Raw genomic sequence first — 24,560 nt, forward strand, 5'->3', positions numbered from 1 at the left:
ATGTCGGGCACGCGATATGCCCGTCCCTGTAAGGACTGCGCCAGCGCTTCTAGCGGCGCGGGGTTCAGGCTGTCGGTAAAACAACTGGCTGCGCGTAATGACACCGCGATCGACGTCCATATGCAACTCAATACCGCCCCACGGAAAACGCGTATCCAGCATATGGGTAAAATCTGGCGCCTGACCAAAATTCCATTCCCAGCTGCTTTGCTTGGCAAACTGTTCGCGAAAGCCGGGAAGATCGGGCATTTGCGCGGGTGAAATGTGTTCAGCCGTGCAACTGTCCGCGTAATAGGCAAAAAATGCATCACGCACCGCCTCACACACTTGCACGTGATCAATAGTCGGCAACAGTTCCACCAAATTGGCAACGCGAGAGCGGACTGAGGTGATACCTTTGGCCTGTAATTTCTTCACATCCGGGTTAAGGTAATTTGCCAGACGTGAAAGATCCGCATTGAGCAACAGCGTACCGTGGTGAAAACCGCGATCCTTGGTTTCCCGGTAAGCGGAACCCGAAACCTTACGTTCACCATCAGGCGTCGCCACCACCAGATCGTTACGCCCTGAAGCCGAAGCAGTAACGCCTAGCGCGGTCAGCGCATTAAGAATGATGGCCGTTGAAACACTTTTATCATACCCCGGCTTTCCTGCCATAAAGGTAAAGCAGGTGTTGCCCAAATCGTGGAAAACGGCGCCGCCACCGCTGCTGCGACGCGCCAGTGTGATGCCATCCTCCTCCATCTTGCGAGTATTGCACTCTTTCCACGGGTTTTGCGCCCGGCCAATCACCACCGTTTCCGCATTGCGCCAGAGAAACAGCACATGCTGCGTAGGCGACATTTGGCGAAAGATGCACTCTTCGACGGCCAGATTAAACCAGGGATCGTACGAGTCAGACAGCAACAAACGAAGTGAAGACATTGAGGCTCCATGCGCAAACGGCCTGCCGACCTCGACAGCCGTCACTTGAGAGTGGAATCAGATTCGGCGCGCCTGCCAGTAGGCCCGCTTCCAGTAGACGTTATCCAATGACGATCGCATTACGCCCTGGCTGGTGGAGGCGTGAATAAACTGATCGTCTTTATCATAAATGCCCACATGCAATCCGCTGCTGCCGCTGCCGGTTTTAAAAAACACCAAATCGCCGGGCATCAGATCGTCCCGGTCAATGCGGGAACCCAATTCCGTTTGCGCTTCGGTGGTGCGCGGCAGTTGCATACCAAAACGATCGCGAAAGGTTAGATAGACAAAGCCAGAACAATCTATGCCGCGGTGATCCAGCCCACCATAGCGATACGGCGTGCCACGCCACTGCGTGAGCTGTTCGTTAAGTTGGCTTATTACCATGATGGAGTCGCCCAGACGCGGATTAGGCGGTGGAGCGTGGTGGCTGCTGCACCCAACCAAAAATAAACTTGCGATCAGCACCCCCTGAATCCAGCGCATCTGCGGTATCCTGCGAGTATCGGTTCGTTTTCTTGTTCACCGCGTCCTGCGGCGAATGTCACGCTATCAGAATGATATTACTGCCCAATTTAGCGTTGATTTAACTGTTTTGGCAAGTCTGACGCGGCGAATGCGCGGTTACTCGGACACCGGCACCAGCCAGTGGCCCATTCCCAGTCGAAACGCAACAAAACGGTAGGGCATTATGCCGCCTGTAAGTGCGTTAAAAATACCTCATTTGGAGAACGATAACCCAGCGATTTTCTGCCTCGCGTATTGAGCAGGTGTTCGAGTGCTGCAACCTTGCGATGGGTGACATAATTGAAGTCCGTTCCCTTCGGGTAAAAACGCCGTATCAGCCCGTTGGTATGCTCATTCAACCCGCGTTCCCAGGAATGATATGGCCGGGCAAAGTAGACCGGTGCCCCCGTGACTTTTGTAATTTCCCCGTGCTGGGAAAATTCAGAACCGTTGTCAGCAGTCAGGGTTTTAAACTCGCAGAAGGTATTGGCAACGATGTCCCTGAAGGCCGCTACCACTGTCTCTGCTCGCTTGTTGGGCAGTTTGCGAATGATGACCAGCTTGACGGCTTTATCGACCACCGTCAGCAGGAATGATTTCTGATCTTTGCCAAAGATGGTGTCAATCTCGAAATGCCCGGGTTCCTGCTTGAGGTCAGCAACGGCCGGCCGCTGCTCAATGCCAACACGGTTGGGAATAGGACCGCGTTTGTTCTCATCGGTCTGATAGTTATACCGTTTACCCCGATGAGGGAGCTGCTGATACAGCTCACCGCCGGCCCGGCGCTCCTGCAGGATATAGCGATAGAGCGAGTTCTTGCTGACGGACAGGCCAAATTCCAGGACCAGGCGCCCACTGATGACCTCAGGTGAGGTGTGGGTAGACAGCGCCGTTCTGATAAAGTCCTGAATGTGCGGTTCAAGCTGGTTAATCACGCTGTCCGGCCGTGTTTTCTGCCGCCGCCCTCTGGCCAACGTTTCGGCCCTTCTGCAGGAATAGACCCCGTTGAAAGCGGCGTCGGTATTGCGTCTGAGTTCCCTGCTGATGGTAGAACGAGGAAGCTCCAGTTCCCGGGCGATGGTGGCCTGGTTAACCCCATCACCACGCCGCTTTTCGATGTAGAACCGTTCTTTGTGAGTCAGATGTTTTCCCTGCATGCAACGGGATCTCCAGTAGGGCCAGAACGGTGATTTTATCCGACTCTGGCCAGTGGGTCACTTTGTTGCATTTCGACTGGGAATGGGGCTCATGATAACGCTGGCGCAAACGCAACAGCGAGTATCCCTTGTTCAATAAGCGTGTTGCTTAATAGTGAAATAAGGGTGTTTCGGTGATTGAAGTAAATTTTACGCTGTTCTGAGATGGAAATTCCAAAGACCGGCGCTAAGGAGTAAGAAGGTATCATCAATAAAGGGTCTACGATTCCGTAAAATTTGGGTCATGCAACCGAGGCGCTTGATACCCGCGATGGCGTGTTCAACTGTAATACGGATGCCCGAGATTATTTTATTTTCTTGTTTTTGTTCAGGCGATAAAGGTCTTTTTCGAGTTCCTTTTTTTGGGATTTGTGTATTAGGATGCTGTTTATCTATACCTTGAAAACCGGTATCTGCCCAGATGGTTACCTCAGGAGGAATATGGCGAATTATATCGACTTTATCGAGTAAGCGTTTATCGTGACGGCGCCCATTTTTGCTCATGGGGATAAATCCAATTTGCCTTGTTTCGTCAGTCATAATAAGCCCTTTTCGAGTGGTCTGTCTTTTCTTTCCCGAATACATTTTTTTTCGCCGACGCAGATTCTTAGGCTTTTGGACAGGTCGCTCTGTCCCATCAATAAAGACGTCTTTAACTCCAGGAAAGGCGCGAAAAAATTCCTCAGCAGAGCGAATTTGACGAGCGGGCAAAACACATTCTCGCCCCAAGGTCATCTCTAAAACCGGCAATAATATTTTTACCCAGCGACATACCCGTGTTCTATCTAAACCAAAAAGAAGTCCTTGCAAATCATAGGTCGGATAACATTTTAAATACAATAAAATAAAAAGCAGTTTATCTAATGGGGTTGGGATAAATCCTTTCTGCCCTGCACCCATCTGCCGCTCGTGATCTTTTCGATTCTTTTTCCGATAAATCAAATAACAAGCTGAAAATTCAGCGGCTAAATTTTTCAATTCTTCGACTGATAATCCAATGATTGCTTTACATAAACGATTATCTCGTAACAACCGCTCTTTGTTGATCATTTCAAACCTTTATTCTCTAAGTTAAACCTCTTTTTATTCTCAATAGCCTGACAAAAAATGCAAGTCTCTATTCAGCAACTAGTTTAATGGCTGCATAACGCTATCCTGTACACTGCGGTCACACCCCGCAAACCCAACTCGGCTTAACTCGACCGTCTTTCATGTAGCGTCACTGCACGCCGTTCATCACGCTAACGTATTCAGGCGATTAAAATGCCACTTTACGCCGCCCAGTTAGCCAGGCCCCGACGAACTCCGGCACCACCGCCGTCGCCGCACCGTAGATTTCTTCATCAAACTGGCTCTCTACCTGACTCGGCTCGAGATTCAGTTCTATGGTGTAAGCACCATGGGTGTGCGCTTCATGAACGAATCCTGCGGCGGGATAGACATGGCCGGAAGTACCGATAGCGATGAAATAATCGGCTTGCGCCAGCGCCTGATAAATACGTTCCATACCAAGGGGCATTTCCCCGAACCACACCACGTGCGGGCGCAACGGTGCGGGGAACTGGCAACAGTGGCAGCGTTCATCGGCTGCGATATCACCGGTCCACTCGATAACCTGTCCGCTCTGGCAACAGCGCACCTTAAGCAATTCGCCGTGCATATGAACAACCCGCTGGCTGCCCGCACGCTCGTGCAAATTATCGATATTTTGCGTCACCAACAGGAAGTTATCCCCGAGCGCCGCCTCAAGATTGGCTAACGCCAGGTGTGCCGCATTGGGCACTATCTCTGGCTGCTGCAACTGCTTACGCCGCGCGTTGTAAAATGCCTGTACCAGTTGTGGATCGCGTTGAAACCCTTCCGGCGTGGCGACATCGTCCACCCGGTGCTCTTCCCACAGGCCATCCGCTGCACGAAAGGTGCGAATGCCAGATTCCGCTGAAATCCCGGCGCCGGTCAGCACCACCACGCGCGGGCTTTTTGATTCATTCACGGCCAGATAATACTTATGGAAAACACGTGAACGCAGACGCTGCTGACGCAGTCGCTTTCCTTGATGAAACCGTATCATCCTTTGACGCGTATGCATGTCTGCTCCTGTGAACGCTGGGTGGAAAGTGTCTAACACTGCCTGCTTGATTGGCAATAAACGTGTGTCGCTAAAAAACTACTGCGCAGAAAAGTGCAGCAGGGCCGCGCCCATAACGCCACCGGCATCGCCATAGCGCGCCTTCTCAATGCGCGGTAAGCGCGCTACCGGCAGCAAATACTCAGGCAACCGCGCCGGGAGAAAATGGTAAATCTCATCAAAATTAGACAAACCACCTCCCAGCACCAGCAAGTGGGGATCAAACATCGTCAACAGATTCCCCACGCAAGCGGCGAGTACGCTCATATAGCGATCGACATGCGCCAGCGCGTTTGTCTCACCCGCCCGATAGTGGCGAATAATGGTGACAGCATTAAGATTTTCACCATAAGTATGTGCATAAAGCCACTCGAAACCCCGGCCAGAAATATAGTTTTCGATACAGCCCGACTGTCCGCATCCGCATTTCACCCGGGGGATAGCTTCACCCATGATATCCAGCGCATCCACCGGTAGCCGGAAATGGCCAAACTCACCGGTGATGCCGTTGCGCCCATCAATCACTTCACCGTTGATCACCAGACCGCCACCGACGCCGGTGCCAAGGATCAGCCCCAACACCACGGGGTACTGACGGAACTCGCCTTCCCAGGCTTCCGAAAGGGCAAAGCAGTTGGCGTCGTTGGTCATGCGTACATCGCGCTGTAACAGGCGTTGTAAATCCACCTGTAATGGTTTTCCCATGGTTGCCGGCAAATTAGCGGTAAACAGCGCGCCATCATCTCCGCCGCGCATACCGGGAATGCCGACGCCGACGGTTCCCTGTTTGCCCGTCAACGCATCGGCTTCCTGCGTGAGTGCAACGAAGGCCGCCAGCAACGCATCGTAGTCATTACGCGGCGTGGGCACCCGCTTTTGCCATACGGACCGCATATCCGCATCAAAGACGCCGACTTCAATCTTACTGCCGCCCAGATCAAAACCATAATACATGGCTTACTCCTCTGTGGCTGAATAGGTTATGGATTGCAAGGGCCGTAGCGCTACTGTCCGCTTAACACGCGAGCGGGCTCAATACGACTGGCGCGCCGCGCCGGATACCAACTGGCCAGCAAGCTCAGCGCCACGGCGGTGAGCAGCACCAGAACCACATTCGTCATGTGCAATTCTGACGGCAGGAAATCGATAAAATAGATATCGCCCGACAGAAAATGGTGTCCGGTCAGCGATTCGAGCCCACGAATAATCGCACTCAGTTGCAGCGTCGCCACCACGCCAATCACGGCGCCGATCACGCAGCCGAGCAGGCCTGCCAGCAGCCCGTACCAAATGAAAATGGCGCGAATAAGACCGTCGCTCGCCCCCAACGTGCGCAATACGGCGATGTCGCTGCTTTTGTCTTTCACCGCCATCACTAACGTGGAAACGATGTTAAAACAGGCAACGCCAATCACCAGTACCATCGCTAAATACATGATAGTACGAATCATCTGGATGTCGCGATACATGTAGCCGTAGGTGCCAATCCAGTCACGAATATAGATATAGGTATCAGTCACTTTCCCTGCATCTCGCACCAGTTTGCTGGCGGCGAATACGTCATCGACCTTGATAGCAATGCCGCTGACATCATCACCCATTTCCAAATACTGCTGCGCATCGGCCAAAGGAATCAACGCCACACTATGATCGAGCTGCCCGCTAAGTTGCAGAATGCCACTCACGTGCAGGCGAATGCGTTTCGGCTGCAACAGCTTCATTTGCGGATCGCTGTTGGGGATCATCACCGTCACCCAATCCCCGGTTTTCACTTCAAGCGCCTGCGCGACGCCCTTGCCGAGAATAACCTGTTGCTCACCCGCTTTGAAATTGGCCCACGCGTTTCCCGCCACGAACGTTGGCAAGGTGCTGAAACGTTGTTCCTGTTGCGGATCGACGCCTTTCATCTGTATCGCGCGCAGTCTGGGACCGCTCTCCAGCAGCCCAGTGAAATGCACATAGGGCGCCGCGGCAACAATGCCAGGCACATGCTCAATGTTAGGCAACATGTTCTGCCAGCCGGTGAACGGCGGATTGATCGGCTCAATTTCACCATGGGGCACCACCGCCAGAATACGATTTTTCAATTCGCGTTCGAAGCCGTTCATCGCGCTGAGGCCGACGATCAGCACCGCCACCCCGAGTGCAATACCGATGGTTGAGATCACCGAGATCAGGGAAACCATGCCACCACGCCGACGACCCAGGCTAAAACGCAGCCCAATCAGCAGGGAGAGCGGGGGAAAACTCATTGCGCGGCTCCCATCAGGGTTAACTCTTGCTGAAGCTGCCCGTCACGCATTTCCAACTGGCGACGCAAACGCGCAGCCAGTGACAAATCGTGAGTCACCACCAGAAACGCGGTGCCCTGACGCACGTTTAATTCGCCCAGCAGTTCAAAAATGGTATCCGCCGTGCGCTGATCGAGGTTACCCGTAGGCTCATCCGCCAGCACCAGCGACGGGTTGTTCACCAGCGCGCGGGCGATGGCCACGCGTTGACGCTCCCCGCCGGACAATTCGCTGGAGCGGTGCTCGCGTCGTGCATCCAGCCCCACGGCGGCCAGCATGGCGCGCGCCTGATCCTGCGCCTGCGCGGGCGGCGTTTTGCCAATCAACAATGGCATCGCCACGTTTTCCAACGCGGTGAAATCCGGCAGTAAATGGTGAAACTGGTAGATAAAGCCCAGCTCACGGTTGCGCAGCGCCGATTTAGCGGCGGCAGAAAGCCGACTGAGCGCCTGACCTTTGAAGATAACATCGCCCGCGGTGGGCGCATCCAGTCCGCACAGCAGATGCAACAAGGTGCTTTTGCCTGAACCGGAACTGCCGACAATCGCCATCATTTCACCAGCTTGCATGCTGAAGGTCACATGACGCAGCACGTCGGTGGACAGCTTCCCTTCCTGGTAGGTTTTGCACAGGTCATTACATTGCAACAACAGGGAATCATTCATAGCGTAAAGCCTCTGCGGGATGAACGGCGGCGGCGCGCCAGGAAGGATAAAGGGTAGACAGCAAGGCAACGATCATCGCCACCAGCGCGATGGTCACCACCTGCACCGGATCAATATGAACGGGCAGCGCGGCACCATTCAGCAACAGCCCCAATGCCGGGATCAGCGTATTAAGCTGGCTAGCCAGCAACGTACCGAGCACGGCGCCCAACAGCGCGCCAACCACCCCGGCGCTTCCCCCCTGCACCATAAACACCGCCATAATCTGGCGTTGAGTCAGCCCCTGCGTTTGCAAAATGGCCACCTCACCCTGTTTTTCCATCACCAACAACCCCAACGACGTAATGATATTGAACGCCGCGACAGCGACAATCAGGCTCAACAACAGCCCCATCATATTTTTTTCCATGCGAACAGCCTGAAACAGTTCGCCCTTGCGCTCACGCCAGTCTTTCATCACCCATCCTTGTGGCACTGGCTGCGCACTGAACGCCACAATATCCAACGGGTTTTCCAGCCACAGGCGCCAGCCAGTTATGTGCCCGGCCGGGTAACGCATCAGACGCGATGCATCCTGCTGATTCACCAGCATCTGGTAACCATCCACCTCGCTACCTGCGGCAAAAGTACCCGCCACGGTAAATAAGCGCTGGCTGGGAATGCGCCCCATCGGTGTGAGTTGGCTGGCACCGGTAACCATAATACGCAGCTGTTCACCGCGCTTAACCCCAAGCTGAGAGGCCAACTGCTCACCCAGGATCACCTGGTATTCACCCGGCTGAAGTTGCGTGAGCGAGGTGTTTTTCAAAAAAAGCGACAAAGGCTCGGGTTCATTGGGATTAATGCCCAGCATCACGCCCACGGCCACGCTGCGCGCACTTTGCAGCACCACTTCACCCGTGGTGATAGGGGCAATGCGCGTCACGCCCTGTAAGGTGCTCAACGACGAGGCAGGCAACGCCTGCGGATCGAGCGAACCGCCCGGAGTGGTCACCACCGCCTGAGGCATCAGTCCCAGGATGCTCTCCTCAAGCTCCTGTTCAAAACCGTTCATCACCGACAATACGGTCACCAGTGCCATGACGCCCAACGTGATGCCAATAGCCGATAACCAGGAGACAAATCGCCCAAAGCAATCCGCTGCTCGCCCACGCATATAACGCAGGCCAATAAATAAAGCGACAGGTTGATACATGAAATCCGTCTGGATAAGGTTGCTAAAGCAAAGTGATTAAGGATAATAAAGGGTCATATCACTTTATGGAACCCTACCCCGCTTTCTACACTGCTTTTTCTTATGCTGGAACGGGGCAACACCAGATATTCGGAATATGCCTGAAAAATGCCTGAAAAAAATCGCTATGCTCTGCCCGTAAAAGCGGGTGAACAACGTCTGTTAGGCCAACTAACCGGCGCTGCCTGCGCCGTCGAGTGTGCCGACATCATTGAACGCCACGCCGGGCCAGTGGTCCTTATTGCACCCGATATGCAAAACGCGCTGCGGCTACGCGATGAACTTCAGCAGTTTACGTCGCATCCGGTCACCACGCTGTCTGACTGGGAGACGCTCCCCTACGACAGTTTCTCGCCGCATCAGGAGATAATCTCCGCTCGCCTCTCCACGCTGCATCACCTCCCTGAGATGACGCGAGGCGTGCTGGTGTTGCCAGTCAATACGCTGATGCAGTTGGTGTGCCCGCACACGTTCTTGCACGGTCATGCGTTGATGGTGAAAAAGGGGCAACGCTTGTCGCGCGATAAACTGCGCGCGCAGTTGGAGCAAGCAGGTTATCGCAGTGTCGACCAGGTAATGGAGCACGGGGAGTTTGCCACACGCGGTGCGCTGTTGGACCTCTTTCCCATGGGCAGCGAAGAACCCTATCGCATCGATTTTTTCGATGATGACGTAGACAGCCTGCGCGTATTTGATGTCGATAGCCAGCGCACGCTGCACGAAGTGGCACAGATTAGCCTACTGCCTGCGCACGAATTTCCTACCGACAAAAATGCCATCGAACGCTTTCGCAGCCAATGGCGCGAAACCTTTGAAGTGCGTCGTGATGCCGAGCATATTTATCAACAGGTCAGCAAAGGCACCTGGCCTGCGGGCATTGAATATTGGCAGCCGCTGTTTTTTGAACAGCCGCTTAGCACGCTATTCAGCTATCTCCCCCGCAATGCACTGCTGGTTAATACCGGCGATCTTGAGGCAAGCGCCACCCGCTTTTGGGCCGATATTCAACAACGCTTTGAAAGTCGCCGCATAGACCCGATGCGTCCGCTGTTAGCGCCGGAAGCATTGTGGCTGCGAGTCGATGCCTTGTTCAGCGAACTGAAAGCCTGGCCGCGCGTTCAACTCAGTAAAGAAACGCTGACAGAGAAAGCGGCGCACCGCAACCTCGGTTACCAAACGCTACCGGACATTGCCATCCAGCATCAGCATAAAGCGCCGCTGGATGCACTGCGACGTTTTCTGGAAGGCTTTACCGGACAGGTTATTTTTTCCGTCGAAAGCGAGGGGCGCCGTGAAACCCTTCAGGAATTACTGGCGCGTATCAAATTGGCACCGACGCCAATCGCTCGGTTGGATCAGGCGGATAAGCCCGGCGCTTATCTGATTATCGGCGCCAGCGAGCACGGTTTTATCGACACGCTGCGCCAGCGCGCGTTGATTTGTGAAAGCGATCTGCTCGGCGAACGCGTTGCACGTCGACGTCAGGACAGCCGCCGCACCATTAATACCGACACGCTGATCCGCAACCTGGCCGAACTGCATCCGGGCCAGCCGGTGGTGCATTTGGAACACGGTGTTGGCCGTTACGTCGGTCTCACTACGCTGGAAGCCGGTGGCATCACCGCTGAGTACATGATCGTGACCTATGCCGGAGAAGATAAACTCTATGTTCCGGTTTCATCATTGCACCTTATCAGCCGTTATTCCGGCGGAGCGGATGATAACGCGCCGTTGCACAAACTGGGCGGCGATGCCTGGTCACGTGCGCGGCAAAAAGCGGCGGAGAAGGTGCGTGATGTGGCAGCCGAACTGCTGGATGTGTATGCCCAACGCGCCGCAAAAAGCTGCTTTGCCTTTAAGCACGATCGCGAGCAATACCAACTTTTCTGCGAGGGTTTCCCGTTCGAAACCACGCCGGATCAGGCGCAAGCTATTAATGCCGTGCTGAGCGACATGTGCCAGCCGCTGGCAATGGATCGGCTGGTATGCGGTGACGTTGGCTTCGGCAAAACCGAAGTCGCGATGCGTGCCGCGTTTCTCGCGGTAGAAAACCACAAACAAGTGGCCGTGCTGGTGCCAACCACCCTGTTGGCACAACAACATTACGACAACTTCCGCGATCGCTTTGCCAACTGGCCTATCCGAATCGAAATGCTTTCCCGTTTCCGCAGCGCCAAAGAACAGACGCAGGTGCTGGAACAAACACAGGAAGGCAAGGTAGACATTCTGATTGGCACCCACAAACTGCTGCAAAGTGACGTGCACTGGCGTGACCTTGGGCTGCTGATTGTCGATGAAGAGCACCGTTTTGGCGTGCGCCACAAAGAGCGTATCAAAGCGATGCGTGCCGACGTGGATATCCTGACGCTAACCGCCACACCGATCCCGCGAACGCTGAACATGGCGATGAGCGGGATGCGCGATCTTTCGATTATTGCCACACCGCCTGCTCGCCGTCTGGCGGTAAAAACCTTTGTACGCGAGTATGATGGATTGTTGGTGCGCGAAGCGATGCTGCGTGAAATTCTGCGCGGCGGACAAGTTTATTACCTCTATAACGACGTAGAGAACATCGAGAAAGCCGCTCAACGTCTGGCTGAGTTAGTCCCTGAAGCGCGCATTGCGATTGGTCACGGCCAAATGCGCGAACGGGATCTGGAACGCGTGATGAGCGATTTCCACCATCAGCGCTTTAACGTACTGGTGTGCACCACCATCATTGAGACCGGCATTGATATCCCCAGCGCCAACACCATCATCATTGAGCGTGCCGACCATTTTGGTTTGGCCCAGTTGCACCAGTTGCGCGGCCGCGTAGGACGTTCGCACCATCAGGCCTATGCCTATTTGCTGACGCCGAACCCGAAGGCGATGAGTACGGATGCGCACAAACGACTGGAAGCCATCGCCTCACTGGAAGATCTGGGTTCAGGCTTTGCGCTGGCAACTCATGATTTGGAGATTCGCGGTGCGGGTGAACTGCTTGGCGAAGATCAAAGTGGGCAGATGACTACCGTCGGTTTTTCGCTCTATATGGAACTGCTGGAAAGTGCGGTCGATGCACTCAAAGCCGGGCGTGAAACCTCGTTGGAAGATCTGATCAGCAGCCAGACCGAGGTGGAACTGCGCCTACCGTCCTTGCTGCCAGAAGCCTTTATTCCTGACGTCAACACGCGGTTGTCGTTCTATAAGCGCATTGCCAGCGCCAAGGATGATAACGCGTTGGCAGAGCTGAAAGTGGAACTTATCGATCGCTTTGGTACCCTGCCAGATGCCACGCACCATCTGTTGCAGATTGCCGCGTTGCGCCAGCAGGCACAATCGCTGGGAATCAAACGTATCGAGGGCAACGAAAAAGGGGGATTTATCGAGTTCAGCGCCCACAATCGGGTCGACCCTACGCACCTGATTGGCCTGTTACAGAGCGATCCTCGCGTCTATCGCTTGGATGGCCCTACACGCTTGAGATTTATGAAAGACCTCAGCGAAAGGCCACAGCGTATCGATTTCATCGCAGGCCTTCTGACTGACATGGCCCAGCACACCTTAGCGGCATAAACGTGCACCTTGGTGGCTATTATCGCTTAGCCACCAAGGTGTACGGGGTTGGATATAATGTGATTACGCGGCACTAGCGGGAAACGGTGTTGGTAAAGACGTTAATTTTATAAATTCCCCAATAAGAAACCATGGCAACCAATAGTGAGCTAATCGAGGGAATGCCCCATCTGTCGATAGCCCCCAAAAAATTCCCTAACAAACAGCAAAAAATAGCGGCCCAACCTATTAATGGCGCGATGTCATCCCCGGGCAAGGTGTTAGTATCACGAGACCGACTCCGTTTTTCAGCATGCGCTTTTACGCAAAAATCCCCCACAATCATCACGCCGACGACAGGTGGGAAAATAATGCCTAACAGCGTCAGGAAATAGATAAACCTATCAGGTTCCTGCTGACGTTATTTGATAGTTACTTTTATTTAATAATTTTAGCATTGGGTGAATGCCGATAGCGCTAGAAGAATCGCCGGCAACGCACATAGCTTCCCTTTGCAATCAGTGAAGTTGCTTGCCCAAGTAATGCCTTGAAAATTTCATAAAAAAGCCATCAAGGCTGCCATATTCCGAATAGCCCAGTTTTATATAAAACCCACGCGCCTGAAAGCTGAATGTATCAACATAAGAAAAATGACAACCTCTCTCTATCGCCTCACGCTCAGCCATTAGCATCAATTCACGTCCGACGCCGTTTTTTTGATATTCAGCCGCAACCCAAAGGTATTGGATATCTAATCCGCCCCACCATGTCCTGGCTATTATGCCCCCCTTGATGTTCCCTGATTCATCTTTAACCGTGATTCTCAATGGTTGAATATTAACAGGTGCAAATTGGTCATTATGTTTCCATAAACCATCAAGTATCTGTTTCTCTTCATTTTCATCAGGTATGCAATGCAATAGATAATTCATCGTTTCCCCCTGTGGTTGCTAATAACTCACACAGTTCGCCGAGCGAATTTTAACGGCATAAAACTATCCAATACTTAAATAAACATAAAACACCAACCACTTACATATTCACAGGGTGCAACATGCCAGAAAGGGTTAGCTGCATTGACGCCAATCAGTGGCTTTGTTGAATAAATCGAACTTTCAGGGGATCGCCGGATCAAAGCACTATCATCGCTCCCGATAGCAGCTCCCCATGGCAAAGCAAAAGTTTAAAATCACCAACTGGCCCACCTACAACAAAGCACTCAGACAACGCGGCTCCCTGACGGTCTGGCTTGATGAGTCGGCCATCGCTGCATGGACTGACAGTTCTTCGCCTGAAGGTCGTGGTCGGCCGCTTTACTACACCGATATGGCTGTTACCACGGTTTTGATGATAAAGCGCGTGTTTAACCTGTCGCTCCGGGCATTACAGGGCTTTGTCGACTCGGTTTTTACACTGATGAGCCTGCCACTGCGCTGCCCGGACTACTCTCTGGTCAGTCGGCGGGCAAAAACCGTCAGTATCAGCATAAAAACGCCAACGCGTGGTGAAATCTCGCATCTGGTCATCGACAGTACCGGTCTGAAGGTCTTTGGCGAAGGGGCTTTGCTGAATAATTTAAGATACTGATTTATATAAGCATTATAAAATTTCAACGACTAATTTTTCCTCTCGGAATGCTTTTTATTGTGCTAACTATTTGATTTGTCGTTCTAACAAAATACATTCTCTGTAAATGCATTCTAACTAAAGAAGATGTAAATCAAACGGTTAAATTATTCAACAAAGCCTGGCGAAGGTGAATGGAAAGTCAGGCAGCATGGGGCTGACAGACGAAGAGTGTGGCGCAAGCTTCATCTGGCAGCAGACAGTGCGACGCATGAGATTATCTGTGCCGACTTATCGCTCAGCGGAACGACAGATGCGCAGGCACTGCCGGGCCTGATTAACCAAACCCACCGAAAAATCAGGGAAGTGTCAGCAGACGGTGCTTATGACGCCCGTTACTGCCACGATGCGTTGCTATAGCTAAACGACTTAATTTTGATTACATTATTTAAATGAGCTATTCAATTGATTTTAGACGTAAAGTGATATCTACACGGAAAAACGAAGGGTTGAGTATCCGAGAAACAGCGAAGCAATTTCGGATTGGCCCTGCCTCTGTATCGCGTTGGATTAATCAAATAGAGTCAAAAGCATCGACCACGCGTCAGCGAAAGATCGATAAATCCGAGTTGATAAAAGATGTTGAACAATATCCAGATGCTTACCAAAAAGAACGTGCAGAGCGTTTTGGCGTTTGTCAGAAGGCCATTTGGCAAGCGCTTAAAAAGCTGGGATTGACCTATAAAAAAAACTCTACGTCATCCGAAAGCCGACGAAAACGCCCGGCAGGGATTTCAACAAAAAAAACAACAGTATGAAAAAGAAGGTAAACCTATTGTTTTTATTGATGAAAGTGGTTTTTCACACGATGCCCCACGGACTCACGGCTATTCCCCAAAAGGTCAACGGTGTTTTGGCCTGAAGAACTGGGGAGCTAGGGGAAGAACAAATGTTATCGGCGCTTTATTAGGCACAACGCTGTTTGCTATCGGATTATTTGATATCAATATTAACAGCGATGTTTTCTATGCCTGGGTCACACAAGTCCTTATCCCAGTACTCCCTAAAAACAGTGTAATCATGATGGACAATGCCACTTTTCACAAAAAACATAATATTCAACAAGTCATCATCGATGCAGGGTATATGGTGGAGTATTTGCCTACATATTCGCCAGATCTTAACCCAATTGAGCATAAATGGGCACAAGCAAAAAGCAAAAAAAGAGAGATGGGTTGCGATACAGAGAGTTTGTTCTCAGTCCATATGGTGTAATCAAAATTAAGTCGCTTGGCTATATGTGAAAATCGATCCGAAACTGGTGTGGGATATTCTATCTCGTCCAGCCCCCGATATGATCATGGATCCGCTGCTTAACGTGATGAAAAGCCATCAGCAGGGCCTCGGGGTGATCGCTAAAGGGATTGATACGCCCGAGCATTTGAAAAAAGTGCATCACCTCAAGGTGGATGCGATATAGCCAACCGACTTAAAAATGATTACATCCTATGCCCTGATATGCGGCAAAGAAGCATAGCTGGCTGTTATCAAAATAATGTCGCTTGGCTATACAAGGCAAGCTGTGGCCTGCCATCCCGCTGCATGCGTTGGAGCAGGAACTGACGCCGGCGGCGTAAACCAGTATCCCTATATTTTCTCCGTGTTTATTTCCTTGTTGACGTTCTACACTCAAGTTTGACAGACGCAGTAGAGTGACAGAACGACGATGACACAGGGATTACGATTTACCCATCACTACCATGACGCCTTGCCTGGTTGTTACACGGCGCTTTTGCCCACCCCCTTACAGGGGGCGCGCTTGCTGTATCACAGCGCGAAACTGGCGGAGCAGTTAGGGGTGCCTGCCAGTTGGTTTCAGCCTGAATACATTGATATCTGGCAGGGAAAGACGCTGTTGCCCGGTATGCTGCCGTTGGCGCAGGTCTACAGCGGCCATCAGTTTGGCGTATGGGCTGGGCAACTGGGGGATGGGCGGGGGATTTTGCTGGGTGAGCAGCGACTGGCGAACGGTTCCAGCATGGAATGGCACCTGAAAGGGGCAGGGTTGACCCCCTATTCGCGCATGGGAGACGGCCGTGCGGTGCTGCGTTCGGTGATTCGCGAATTTCTCGCGTCAGAAGCATTGTATCATTTGGGCATTCCCACCACGCGCGCCTTGGCGATCGTTACGAGCGATGAACCCGTTCAACGCGAACAGCAAGAGCAGGGGGCGATGCTGATACGCGTTGCCGAAAGTCATCTGCGTTTCGGGCATTTTGAGCACTTTTACTATGCGCGTCAGCCGGAGCAGGTGAAAAAACTGGCCGATTTCGCCATCACGCACCACTGGCCACAGTGGCAGCACGATGAGCAGCGTTACTCGCTTTGGTTTACCGATATTGTTGAACGCACGGCGCGCATGGTTGCCCATTGGCAGGCGGTGGGGTTCGCCCACGGCGTGATGAACACGGACAATATGTCGATCCTTGGCCTGACGTTTGATTATGGCCCCTATGGTTTTATGGATGACTATCAACCTGACGTTGTCTGTAACCACTCCGATTACCACGGTCGTTATGCGTTTGACAACCAGCCAGCAGTGGCGCTGTGGAATTTGCACCGCTTAGCGCAGGCACTCTCTGGATTGTTGCCGGTTGAATCACTTGAAACAGCGCTGGGTTGCTATGAACCGGCCCTGATGGCGCATTTTGGTCAACTGATGCGCGCCAAGTTGGGTTTTTTCGATGCGGATGCCAGAGACAACGATCTGTTGGTAGCATTGCTGAGCTTGATGGCACGTGAGCGCAGTGACTATACCCGTACTTTCCGCCTGCTGAGCGATACCAACGTGCCGCAGGCCGAGTCGCCTCTGCGTGACCTGTTTATCGACCGTGCCGCATTTGACGCCTGGTTTCGCGATTATCGCGCACGCCTGGCGCTGGAGACGCAGAGTGATGCGGAACGACAGCGCAGCATGAAAGCGGCTAATCCGAAATATATCCTACGTAACTACCTGGCACAGCAGGCGATTGAAGCAGCAGAGCAGGATGATGTTGGCCCGTTAGCGCAACTGCATCAGGCGCTTTCCCGCGCTTATGATGAACAGCCCGAATACCAATCGCTGGCGGCGGCACCGCCAGCGTGGGGCAAAGCGTTGGAAGTGTCTTGCTCCAGCTAGGCTAACGGCGCAGAAAAACCTGCGGCGTAGCGTCGTCGGGGTGTGGATGTACCAGCACGTCGGCCTGATACCATTGCGTGAGCGTTTCGCTTTGCAATACCGCCTGTGGTGTGCCTTGTGCCACCAGTTTTCCCTGATGCAGCAGGGCAATGCGATCGGCATACAGCGCGGCCAGATTCAGGTCGTGCAGGATGCAACATACCGCAAGGGGCTGCTGCTGTGTGAGCTGCTTAAGCAGACGCAGCAGGTGTTGCTGATGATAGAGATCGAGTGCGGATGTCGGTTCATCCAGAAACAGCCAACAGGGCGTCGGTGTTGGGTGCCATAATTGTGCCAGCACCCGTGCTAACTGTACGCGCTGCTGCTCCCCGCCGGAAAGGTGGCGATATAGCCAACCGACTTAAAAATGATTACATCCTATGCCCTGATATGCGGCAAAGAAGCATAGCTGGCTGTTATCAAAATAATGTCGCTTGGCTATAATCCTGCTGGGCCAATGCGGTGCATTCGGTTAACGCCATGACATGATCGACCACGCTGTCGCCTGCGCGATCGTGGCGATAGGGGGCTCGTCCCATGGCGACCACGTCGCGTACGCTGAAGGGGAAATTTAGCACACCGTGCTGGCGCATCACGGCGCGGGTTTTGGCCAAGGCATCCGGTTGCCAATCTGCGAGCGCTTTCCCGGCCAACTGACATTGACCGCTGTCGGGGGCCAGATAGCCGGTGAGCAGCCGCAGCAACGTGGATTTTCCCGCCCCATTCGGGCCAATAATAGCGACGATTTCACCGCCGTTGATGTCCAACGAAACATCATCAATCAAAGTGCGTCCGTCAACCTGATAGTGCAGATGCTGGGCCGTCAGGCTATTAGTCATGGGTTCGTCCCTTGTGCGTGACAATGAGCCATAGGAAGTAGGGACCGCCTATCAGGCTGGTGAGTAAACCCACGGGCATTTCCGCCGGAGCTAGCACAGTGCGAGCCAGCGTATCGGCCGCAATAAGCAACCCCGCACCTGCCAGCTCTGAACCGGGGAGTGACCAACGGTGATCGGCACTCAGATTCATGCGAACCAGATGCGGGATAACCAGTCCGATAAACACAATCACGCCGCTGACCGCTACCGCGGTGCCAACCAGCAGCGCGCTGAGCAGCAGTAATATCAGCTTGGTCTGTTTCACCTTGACGCCCAGATAGTGTGCGTCCTCATCCCCCAACTGAAGCAGATTGAGTTTGCGAGCATAACACTGAACACCCACCATGGCGGGAACGATCAGCGAAGCAGCAACCAGCAGCACCGGCCACTGTGCTTGTCCCAGGCTGCCCATGCCCCACAATGAAAACGGACGCAACTGCTGATCGTTACTGATGTAGGTCAGTACGCCAACGGCTGCTCCACACAACGCATTCAGGGCAATACAGGTTAACAGCAGGCGCGTAACGCCGCTACGTTCATCGCGCCCCAGTATAAACAGGATGGCCGTCACCGCCAGACTGCCGGCGAAAGCAGCCAACATCGGGCTATATAGCCAACCGACTTAAAAATGATTACATCCTATGCCCTGATATGCGGCAAAGAAGCATAGCTGGCTGTTATCAAAATAATGTCGCTTGGCTATATCGGCGCTTTATTAGGCACAACGCTGTTTGCTATCGGATTATTTGATATCAATATTAACAGCGATGTTTTCTATGCCTGGGTCACACAAGTCCTTATCCCAGTACTCCCTAAAAACAGTGTAATCATGATGGACAATGCCACTTTTCACAAAAAACATAATATTCAACAAGTCATCATCGATGCAGGGTATATGGTGGAGTATTTGCCTACATATTCGCCAGATCTTAACCCAATTGAGCATAAATGGGCACAAGCAAAAAGCAAAAAAAGAGAGATGGGTTGCGATACAGAGAGTTTGTTCTCAGTCCATATGGTGTAATCAAAATTAAGTCGCTTGGCTATAATAAGCCCTTTTCGAGTGGTCTGTCTTTTCTTTCCCGAATACATTTTTTTTCGCCGACGCAGATTCTTAGGCTTTTGGACAGGTCGCTCTGTCCCATCAATAAAGACGTCTTTAACTCCAGGAAAGGCGCGAAAAAATTCCTCAGCAGAGCGAATTTGACGAGCGGGCAAAACACATTCTCGCCCCAAGGTCATCTCTAAAACCGGCAATAATATTTTTACCCAGCGACATACCCGTGTTCTATCTAAACCAAAAAGAAGTCCTTGCAAATCATAGGTCGGATAACATTTTAAATACAATAAAATAAAAAGCAGTTTATCTAATGGGGTTGGGATAAATCCTTTCTGCCCTGCACCCATCTGACGCTCGTGATCTTTTCGATTCTTTTTCCGATAAATCAAATAACAAGCTGAAAATTCAGCGGCTAAATTTTTCAATTCTTCGACTGATAATCCAATGATTGCTTTACATAAACGATTATCTCGTAACAACCGCTCTTTGTTGATCATTTCGGCTTTGTTGAATAATTTAACCGTTTGATTTACATCTTCTTTAGGTAGAATGCATGTACAGAGACTGTATTTTGTTAGAACGACAAATCAAGTAGTTAGCACAATAAAAAGCATTACGGTAGGAAAACTTAGTTGTTGAAGTGTTATAATAATTATGTAAATCAGCATGTTAAATTATTCAACAAAGCCGATCATTTCAAACCTTTATTCTCTAACGATGACATGCTGATTGGGCGCTACTTTTCTCCCGCCTTAACGACGGTGCATGTGCCGATTGCTGCCATGATTCAGGATGCCATTGGCCGTCTGGTGGCGGCGTCACAAGGCGATGCCATGCCGACAGCGCCTTGTCACCATCAAGGACGTTTGGTCATCCGAGAGTCCGTCGCCAGGCGTTAAGCATGGCGCGCCGCGCGACCTTTACTCTTGGCCGAGCGTGGCGACCATCACCGCTTTGATGGTGTGCATGCGGTTTTCTGCCTGATCGAACACAATGCTGTGCGCTGATGGCTTTGTTGAATAATTTAAAATACTGATTTAAATGGGTATTATAAAACTTTAACGACTAAATTTTACTACCGTAATGCTTTTTATTGTGCTAACTATTTGATTTATCGCTCTAACAAAATACATTTTCTGTACATGCATCCCACCTAAAGAAGTTGTAAATCAAAACGTTAAATTATTCAACAAAGCCTGCGCTGATTCAAACACCTCGTCGGTCACTTCCATGCCGCCGTGCAAACCATACTGCTCGGCCATCTGCTTGCAGATGGTGGTCTGATCGTCATGGAACGCGGGCAGGCAGTAAACTAGTTGCTGAATAGAGACTTGCATTTTTTGTCAGGCTATTGAGAATAAAAAGAGGTTTAACTTAGAGAATAAAGGTTTGAAATGATCAACAAAGAGCGGTTGTTACGAGATAATCGTTTATGTAAAGCAATCATTGGATTATCAGTCGAAGAATTGAAAAATTTAGCCGCTGAATTTTCAGCTTGTTATTTGATTTATCGGAAAAAGAATCGAAAAGATCACGAGCGACAGATGGGTGCAGGGCAGAAAGGATTTATCCCAACCCCATTAGATAAACTGCTTTTTATTTTATTGTATTTAAAATGTTATCCGACCTATGATTTGCAAGGACTTCTTTTTGGTTTAGATAGAACACGGGTATGTCGCTGGGTAAAAATATTATTGCCGGTTTTAGCGATGACCTTGGGGCGAGAATGTGTTTTGCCCGCTCGTCAAATTCGCTCTGCTGAGGAATTTTTTCGCGCCTTTCCTGGAGTTAAAGACGTCTTTATTGATGGGACAGAGCGACCTGTCCAAAAGCCTAAGAATCTGCGTCGGCGAAAAAAAATGTATTCGGGAAAGAAAAGACAGACCACTCGAAAAGGGCTTATTATGACTGACGAAACAAGGCAAATTGGATTTATCCCCATGAGCAAAAATGGGCGCCGTCACGATAAACGCTTACTCGATAAAGTCGATATAATTCGCGGCTTTGTTGAATAATTTAACCGTTTGATTTACATCTTCTTTAGTTAGAATGCATTTACAGAGAATGTATTTTGTTAGAACGACAAATCAAATAGTTAGCACAATAAAAAGCATTCCGAGAGGAAAAATTAGTCGTTGAAATTTTATAATGCTTATATAAATCAGTATCTTAAATTATTCAACAAAGCCATAATTCGCCATATTCCTCCTGAGGTAACCATCTGGGCAGATACCGGTTTTCAAGGTATAGATAAACAGCATCCTAATACACAAATCCCAAAAAAAGGAACTCGAAAAAGACCTTTATCGCCTGAACAAAAACAAGAAAATAAAATAATCTCGGGAGACTGTAAAATAATCTGTGTAAATGGCATTTTGAGGAAAACCTTCAAAGGATAACAAAATGCCTATCAGCAACGAACTTATTGACCAACTGCTTCAAGATTGTCACTCCCCTCAGGATCTGCTGGGTGAATCAGGCCTACTCAAGGTGCTGACTAAAAGACTGGCGGAACGGGTTCTTGAAGCTGAGATGGAGATGCACCTTGGGTATGCTAAGCATGACCCGGCTGGTAATCATTCAGGCAACTCACGCAATGGCAAGACATCCAAGAGCGTACGTAGCCAAAATGGGGAGATCGAGCTCGATATTCCGCGCGACCGCAACAGTACCTTCGAGCCGACACTGATCGGTAAGCACGAAAAACAGCTTAACGGCTTCGATGACCGCATTATTTCTCTCTATTCCAGAGGGTTATCAACCCGTGATATTCAGGCACACTTTAAAGAAGTCTACGGGGTCGATGTTTCCGCTGGCTTCATTTCTCAAGTGACCAATGCTGTGATGGATGAAGTTAAGCGCTGGCAGCAACGGCCGCTGGATGCGCTTTATCCCATTGTTTACCTTGACTGTATTGTTGTCAAAAGCCAGGACGGCGGAGCCGTGGCCAACAAGTCTGTTTATCTGGCCCTCGGCGTCAACGGCCAGGGCGAAAAAGAGCTGCTGGGGCTATGGATAGCCAAAACTGAGGGGGCCAAGTTCTGGTTATCTGTGATGACAGAACTGAAAAATCGTGGGCTAAAGGACATCTTCGTCGCCTGCTGCGATGGCCTGAAAGGCTTTCCTGATGCCATTGAAGCTGTTTACCCGCATACGCGGGTACAGCTCTGCATTGTGCATCAGGTGCGGAACTCGCTGCGCTACGTCGGCTGGAAAGAGCGTAAGGCCGTTGCTGCTGACCTGCGCACCATCTATAGTTCCGCAACGCTAGAGGGCGCTGAAGAGGCCCTGGATGCCTTCGCGGCCAAATGGGATGAACAGTTCCCGACGATCAGCCCGTCGTGGAGAAATAATTGGGAACATCTCATCGTCATTTTTGACTTTCCGCCGGAGATCCGCAAGGTTATCTACACCACCAACGCGATAGAGTCGTTAAATGCTTCATTGCGCAAGATAACGAAAACGCGACGAATATTTCCAACGGATGACTCGGTGATAAAATTACTCTATCTAGCCTTGCATAATATCTCTGCTAAATGGACCTTGCCAATCAGAGACTGGAAACCTGCTATGAGCCAATTCATGTTGATGTATGGAGAACGAATCTCCGGTTAAGCAATGGAGCCATTTACACAAAATTCTTTACAGACTCAATCTCGGGCATCCGTATTACAGTTGAACACGCCATCGCGGGTATCAAGCGCCTCGGTTGCATGACCCAAATTTTACGGAATCGTAGACCCTTTATTGATGATACCTTCTTACTCCTTAGCGCCGGTCTTTGGAATTTCCATCTCAGAACAGCGTAAAATTTACTTCAATCACCGAAACACCCTTATTTCACTATTAAGCAACACGCTTCGTGTCGCATGGTGACTCGTCTCGCAAAGAAACGCCGCTGAACCAAGGGGTAACACGTATAGAAATAAGTCATCGCTCACACTGCGTTTATCTTCCTGAAGATAAGGCTAGGGTGAGTAAATGGCTCGCGCATCGTGTCAGACGGCGGCGGGGCTCTTGGGCGCTAAGCGAGTGTCAGTTTTTTCTCCGTCTCCTGGCTTTGTTGAATAATTTAACCGTTTGATTTACATCTTCTTTAGTTAGAATGCATTTACAGAGAATGTATTTTGTTAGAACGACAAATCAAATAGTTAGCACAATAAAAAGCATTCCGAGAGGAAAAATTAGTCGTTGAAATTTTATAATGCTTATATAAATCAGTATCTTAAATTATTCAACAAAGCCCCGTCTCCTACCAAATGGGTTGCTTCGCTACGACGACATGTCGGGAAGTCATGACGTCCACGGTAACTGAATCAGGGGGCAATTCAACCCGCTTTCGCTAAAAAATGATAATGTACTAGTGCATGCGACGACTCATGCCTAATATATCGATGATCTTGGCGGAAATCTCCTCTACGGAGTAGTTTGTCGTGTTGAGATAAGGGATCTGTTGACGTCGAAATAGCGCTTCCACCTCACTCAGTTCCATTCGGCACTGGCGTAACGACGCATAGCGACTGTTGCCGCGCCGCTCTTCTCGGATCGCCGCCAAACGTTCGGCATTGATGGTCAGGCCGAACAGCTTATGTTGAAACGGTTTAAGCGCTTCAGGCAGGCGCAGATTGTCCATGTCATCGGCGATGAAAGGGTAGTTGGCTGCGCGAATGCCAAACTGCATGGCGAGGTACAGGCTGGTGGGCGTTTTGCCGCAGCGGGACACTCCGAGTAAAATGACCTGCGCCTGATCGAGATTGCGTAATGAAATACCGTCGTCGTGGGCGAGGGTATAGTCAATGGCAGCGATGCGCGCATCGTATTTGCCGAGGTTTTTAGCCGTCAGACCGTGGGTGCGGTTGGCCTCCGGCGCAGGAGGGATATTGAGTTCTCCCTGTAATGGCGCAACCAGCGCCTGCACGATATCCTGACAAAAACCGTCGCTGCTGTTAATAATATCCCGCACGGTCTGGCTGATGATGGAATAAAACACCAGAGGACGCACGCACGTTTGCTGGTAGAGCGTATTGATGCGTTCGCGTACCGCGTTGGCACGCTCTTCACTTTCCACAAACGGCAGCGTGTAGCTGACCGTGTTGACAGGAAACTGAGAAAGCACCGCATGACCTAATACTTCAGCGGTGATGGCGGTGCCATCAGAGATATAAAAGACGCTTCTTTCCACATCAACCCCTGCTTTTTTTTTGCGAAAAAACGTGACTAAACTCGTTCAGAAATTGGCGTTGAACGATATTTTTAATGAAACGACATTTCATTATCTTCATGATAAACCAGTTAAACTTTTACAGTATTGTATTTTT

21 protein-coding genes and 7 pseudogenes are annotated in these 24,560 nt (G+C 50.9%); 13 read left to right on the top strand and 15 right to left on the bottom strand.

All coding sequences use genetic code 11. From position 1 onward, the window contains the following. Nucleotides 1-11 precede the first annotated feature (11 nt). The 9 genes and pseudogenes from ACQGXV_RS22030 to lolC all read right to left on the bottom strand — a co-directional run. Nucleotides 12-924 (bottom strand): annotated as a pseudogene (locus tag ACQGXV_RS22030) (lipoate--protein ligase); the annotation flags it as partial. 57 nt (nucleotides 925-981) lie between these two features. After that, nucleotides 982-1,449, bottom strand: a complete 468-nt coding sequence (locus ACQGXV_RS22035) for an NlpC/P60 family protein (protein ID WP_440863131.1) — start codon at nucleotides 1,447-1,449, stop codon at nucleotides 982-984. 203 nt (nucleotides 1,450-1,652) lie between these two features. Further along, complete coding sequence (locus ACQGXV_RS22040; protein ID WP_440863132.1) at nucleotides 1,653-2,627, bottom strand: IS30 family transposase; 975 nt, start codon at nucleotides 2,625-2,627, stop codon at nucleotides 1,653-1,655. A 189-nt stretch (nucleotides 2,628-2,816) separates the two neighbouring features. After that, nucleotides 2,817-3,716 (bottom strand): transposase family protein, encoded by a 900-nt coding sequence (locus ACQGXV_RS22045; RefSeq protein ID WP_440862939.1) that lies wholly within the window; start codon nucleotides 3,714-3,716, stop codon nucleotides 2,817-2,819. A 208-nt stretch (nucleotides 3,717-3,924) separates the two neighbouring features. Beyond that, nucleotides 3,925-4,755, bottom strand: a complete 831-nt coding sequence (gene cobB, locus ACQGXV_RS22050) for a Sir2 family NAD+-dependent deacetylase (RefSeq protein ID WP_440863133.1) — start codon at nucleotides 4,753-4,755, stop codon at nucleotides 3,925-3,927. A 78-nt stretch (nucleotides 4,756-4,833) separates the two neighbouring features. Then, the gene (gene nagK / locus ACQGXV_RS22055) at nucleotides 4,834-5,748 is read right to left on the bottom strand and encodes an N-acetylglucosamine kinase (RefSeq protein WP_440863134.1); all 915 of its coding nucleotides are present in this window, start codon (nucleotides 5,746-5,748) and stop codon (nucleotides 4,834-4,836) included. A 50-nt stretch (nucleotides 5,749-5,798) separates the two neighbouring features. Beyond that, entirely contained in the window at nucleotides 5,799-7,046 is a 1,248-nt protein-coding gene (lolE, locus tag ACQGXV_RS22060; RefSeq protein ID WP_440863135.1) for a lipoprotein-releasing ABC transporter permease subunit LolE, read from the bottom strand. Next, a complete protein-coding gene (lolD, locus tag ACQGXV_RS22065; RefSeq protein ID WP_440863136.1) occupies nucleotides 7,043-7,750 on the bottom strand; it encodes a lipoprotein-releasing ABC transporter ATP-binding protein LolD in 708 nt (235 codons plus the stop codon). Before lolD ends, lolE begins: the two co-directional genes overlap by 4 nt. Next, nucleotides 7,743-8,945 carry a lipoprotein-releasing ABC transporter permease subunit LolC gene (gene lolC / locus ACQGXV_RS22070; protein WP_440863137.1) on the bottom strand — a complete coding sequence of 401 codons (1,203 nt, stop codon included), beginning with the start codon at nucleotides 8,943-8,945 and terminating at the stop codon, nucleotides 7,743-7,745. The genes lolD and lolC overlap by 8 nt, the downstream gene beginning before the upstream one ends. A 147-nt stretch (nucleotides 8,946-9,092) precedes the next feature. On the opposite strand from lolC, the gene mfd reads away from it, so the two are divergent. Further along, nucleotides 9,093-12,542: a transcription-repair coupling factor gene (gene mfd / locus ACQGXV_RS22075; RefSeq protein ID WP_440863138.1), complete on the top strand. Its 3,450-nt coding sequence runs from the start codon at nucleotides 9,093-9,095 to the stop codon at nucleotides 12,540-12,542. A gap of 497 nt (nucleotides 12,543-13,039) precedes the next feature. On the opposite strand, the gene ACQGXV_RS22080 is transcribed toward mfd, so the two are convergent. Continuing rightward, the gene (locus ACQGXV_RS22080; protein ID WP_440863139.1) at nucleotides 13,040-13,453 is read right to left on the bottom strand and encodes a GNAT family N-acetyltransferase; all 414 of its coding nucleotides are present in this window, start codon (nucleotides 13,451-13,453) and stop codon (nucleotides 13,040-13,042) included. Between the two features lie 235 nt (nucleotides 13,454-13,688). Between ACQGXV_RS22080 and ACQGXV_RS22085 the strand changes: the two are divergent. The 6 genes and pseudogenes from ACQGXV_RS22085 to ACQGXV_RS22110 form a co-directional block, all read left to right on the top strand. Beyond that, nucleotides 13,689-14,072 (top strand): annotated as a pseudogene (locus ACQGXV_RS22085) (transposase); the annotation flags it as partial. Between the two features lie 198 nt (nucleotides 14,073-14,270). Next, a pseudogene (locus ACQGXV_RS22090) lies at nucleotides 14,271-14,504 on the top strand (transposase); the annotation flags it as partial. 35 nt (nucleotides 14,505-14,539) lie between these two features. Continuing rightward, a complete protein-coding gene (locus ACQGXV_RS22095) occupies nucleotides 14,540-14,905 on the top strand; it encodes an IS630 transposase-related protein (RefSeq protein WP_440862584.1) in 366 nt (121 codons plus the stop codon). Further along, nucleotides 14,829-15,362 carry an IS630 family transposase gene (locus ACQGXV_RS22100; RefSeq protein ID WP_440862665.1) on the top strand — a complete coding sequence of 178 codons (534 nt, stop codon included), beginning with the start codon at nucleotides 14,829-14,831 and terminating at the stop codon, nucleotides 15,360-15,362. The genes ACQGXV_RS22095 and ACQGXV_RS22100 overlap by 77 nt, the downstream gene beginning before the upstream one ends. Nucleotides 15,363-15,387: 25 nt before the next feature. After that, nucleotides 15,388-15,567, top strand: a complete 180-nt coding sequence (locus tag ACQGXV_RS22105) for a hypothetical protein (protein WP_440863140.1) — start codon at nucleotides 15,388-15,390, stop codon at nucleotides 15,565-15,567. A gap of 246 nt (nucleotides 15,568-15,813) precedes the next feature. After that, the gene (locus ACQGXV_RS22110) at nucleotides 15,814-17,265 is read left to right on the top strand and encodes a protein adenylyltransferase SelO (protein ID WP_440863141.1); all 1,452 of its coding nucleotides are present in this window, start codon (nucleotides 15,814-15,816) and stop codon (nucleotides 17,263-17,265) included. Nucleotide 17,266: 1 nt separating this feature from the next. On the opposite strand, the pseudogene ACQGXV_RS22115 reads toward ACQGXV_RS22110, so the two are convergent. Then, nucleotides 17,267-18,143, bottom strand: a pseudogene (locus ACQGXV_RS22115) (heme ABC transporter ATP-binding protein). After that, nucleotides 18,136-18,795 (bottom strand): annotated as a pseudogene (locus ACQGXV_RS22120) (FecCD family ABC transporter permease); the annotation flags it as partial. The pseudogenes ACQGXV_RS22120 and ACQGXV_RS22115, both read right to left, overlap by 8 nt. A gap of 144 nt (nucleotides 18,796-18,939) precedes the next feature. On the opposite strand from ACQGXV_RS22120, the gene ACQGXV_RS22125 reads away from it, so the two are divergent. Beyond that, entirely contained in the window at nucleotides 18,940-19,206 is a 267-nt protein-coding gene (locus ACQGXV_RS22125) for a transposase (protein ID WP_440867551.1), read from the top strand. Nucleotides 19,207-19,436: 230 nt separating this feature from the next. Here ACQGXV_RS22125 and ACQGXV_RS22130 read toward each other — a convergent pair. Continuing rightward, nucleotides 19,437-19,739, bottom strand: a pseudogene (locus tag ACQGXV_RS22130) (helix-turn-helix domain-containing protein); the annotation flags it as partial. 225 nt (nucleotides 19,740-19,964) lie between these two features. Here ACQGXV_RS22130 and ACQGXV_RS22135 point away from each other — a divergent pair. Further along, on the top strand, nucleotides 19,965-20,141 hold the full coding sequence (locus ACQGXV_RS22135) for a substrate-binding domain-containing protein (RefSeq protein WP_440863142.1): 177 nt from the start codon (nucleotides 19,965-19,967) through the stop codon (nucleotides 20,139-20,141). A 288-nt stretch (nucleotides 20,142-20,429) separates the two neighbouring features. Here ACQGXV_RS22135 and ACQGXV_RS22140 read toward each other — a convergent pair. Then, nucleotides 20,430-20,561: pseudogene (locus ACQGXV_RS22140) on the bottom strand (ornithine carbamoyltransferase); the annotation flags it as partial. A 75-nt stretch (nucleotides 20,562-20,636) separates the two neighbouring features. Here ACQGXV_RS22140 and ACQGXV_RS22145 point away from each other — a divergent pair. The 4 genes from ACQGXV_RS22145 (at nucleotide 20,637) to ACQGXV_RS22160 (ending at nucleotide 23,051) form a co-directional block, all read left to right on the top strand. Then, nucleotides 20,637-21,257: a transposase family protein gene (locus ACQGXV_RS22145; RefSeq protein WP_440863143.1), complete on the top strand. Its 621-nt coding sequence runs from the start codon at nucleotides 20,637-20,639 to the stop codon at nucleotides 21,255-21,257. A 120-nt stretch (nucleotides 21,258-21,377) separates the two neighbouring features. Next, the gene (locus ACQGXV_RS22150) at nucleotides 21,378-21,641 is read left to right on the top strand and encodes a transposase family protein (RefSeq protein ID WP_440863144.1); all 264 of its coding nucleotides are present in this window, start codon (nucleotides 21,378-21,380) and stop codon (nucleotides 21,639-21,641) included. A gap of 4 nt (nucleotides 21,642-21,645) precedes the next feature. After that, nucleotides 21,646-22,857: an IS256 family transposase gene (locus ACQGXV_RS22155; protein ID WP_440863145.1), complete on the top strand. Its 1,212-nt coding sequence runs from the start codon at nucleotides 21,646-21,648 to the stop codon at nucleotides 22,855-22,857. Beyond that, nucleotides 22,779-23,051, top strand: coding sequence for a hypothetical protein (locus ACQGXV_RS22160; RefSeq protein ID WP_440863146.1), 273 nt, complete (start codon nucleotides 22,779-22,781; stop codon nucleotides 23,049-23,051). Before ACQGXV_RS22155 ends, ACQGXV_RS22160 begins: the two co-directional genes overlap by 79 nt. Before the next feature lie 551 nt (nucleotides 23,052-23,602). Here ACQGXV_RS22160 and ppsR read toward each other — a convergent pair. Beyond that, the gene (gene ppsR, locus ACQGXV_RS22165; protein ID WP_440863147.1) at nucleotides 23,603-24,424 is read right to left on the bottom strand and encodes a posphoenolpyruvate synthetase regulatory kinase/phosphorylase PpsR; all 822 of its coding nucleotides are present in this window, start codon (nucleotides 24,422-24,424) and stop codon (nucleotides 23,603-23,605) included. Nucleotides 24,425-24,560: the final 136 nt, after the last annotated feature.

It is taken from the genome of Symbiopectobacterium purcellii (assembly GCF_052050035.1).
GTDB classification, from domain to species: Bacteria; Pseudomonadota; Gammaproteobacteria; order Enterobacterales; family Enterobacteriaceae; genus Symbiopectobacterium; species Symbiopectobacterium purcellii_A.

Coding starts and splice junctions, on each gene's coding strand:
- ACQGXV_RS22035 (WP_440863131.1), bottom strand. CDS start 1,449: ATGCGCTGGATTCAGGGGGTGCTGATCGCAAGTTTATTTTTGGTTGGG.
- ACQGXV_RS22040 (WP_440863132.1), bottom strand. CDS start 2,627: ATGCAGGGAAAACATCTGACTCACAAAGAACGGTTCTACATCGAAAAG.
- ACQGXV_RS22045 (WP_440862939.1), bottom strand. CDS start 3,716: ATGATCAACAAAGAGCGGTTGTTACGAGATAATCGTTTATGTAAAGCA.
- cobB (WP_440863133.1), bottom strand. CDS start 4,755: ATGCATACGCGTCAAAGGATGATACGGTTTCATCAAGGAAAGCGACTG.
- nagK (WP_440863134.1), bottom strand. CDS start 5,748: ATGTATTATGGTTTTGATCTGGGCGGCAGTAAGATTGAAGTCGGCGTC.
- lolE (WP_440863135.1), bottom strand. CDS start 7,046: ATGAGTTTTCCCCCGCTCTCCCTGCTGATTGGGCTGCGTTTTAGCCTG.
- lolD (WP_440863136.1), bottom strand. CDS start 7,750: ATGAATGATTCCCTGTTGTTGCAATGTAATGACCTGTGCAAAACCTAC.
- lolC (WP_440863137.1), bottom strand. CDS start 8,945: ATGTATCAACCTGTCGCTTTATTTATTGGCCTGCGTTATATGCGTGGG.
- mfd (WP_440863138.1), top strand. CDS start 9,093: ATGCCTGAAAAAAATCGCTATGCTCTGCCCGTAAAAGCGGGTGAACAA.
- ACQGXV_RS22080 (WP_440863139.1), bottom strand. CDS start 13,453: ATGAATTATCTATTGCATTGCATACCTGATGAAAATGAAGAGAAACAG.
- ACQGXV_RS22095 (WP_440862584.1), top strand. CDS start 14,540: ATGAGCTATTCAATTGATTTTAGACGTAAAGTGATATCTACACGGAAA.
- ACQGXV_RS22110 (WP_440863141.1), top strand. CDS start 15,814: ATGACACAGGGATTACGATTTACCCATCACTACCATGACGCCTTGCCT.
- ACQGXV_RS22135 (WP_440863142.1), top strand. CDS start 19,965: ATGCTGATTGGGCGCTACTTTTCTCCCGCCTTAACGACGGTGCATGTG.
- ACQGXV_RS22145 (WP_440863143.1), top strand. CDS start 20,637: ATGATCAACAAAGAGCGGTTGTTACGAGATAATCGTTTATGTAAAGCA.
- ACQGXV_RS22155 (WP_440863145.1), top strand. CDS start 21,646: ATGCCTATCAGCAACGAACTTATTGACCAACTGCTTCAAGATTGTCAC.
- ACQGXV_RS22160 (WP_440863146.1), top strand. CDS start 22,779: ATGGACCTTGCCAATCAGAGACTGGAAACCTGCTATGAGCCAATTCAT.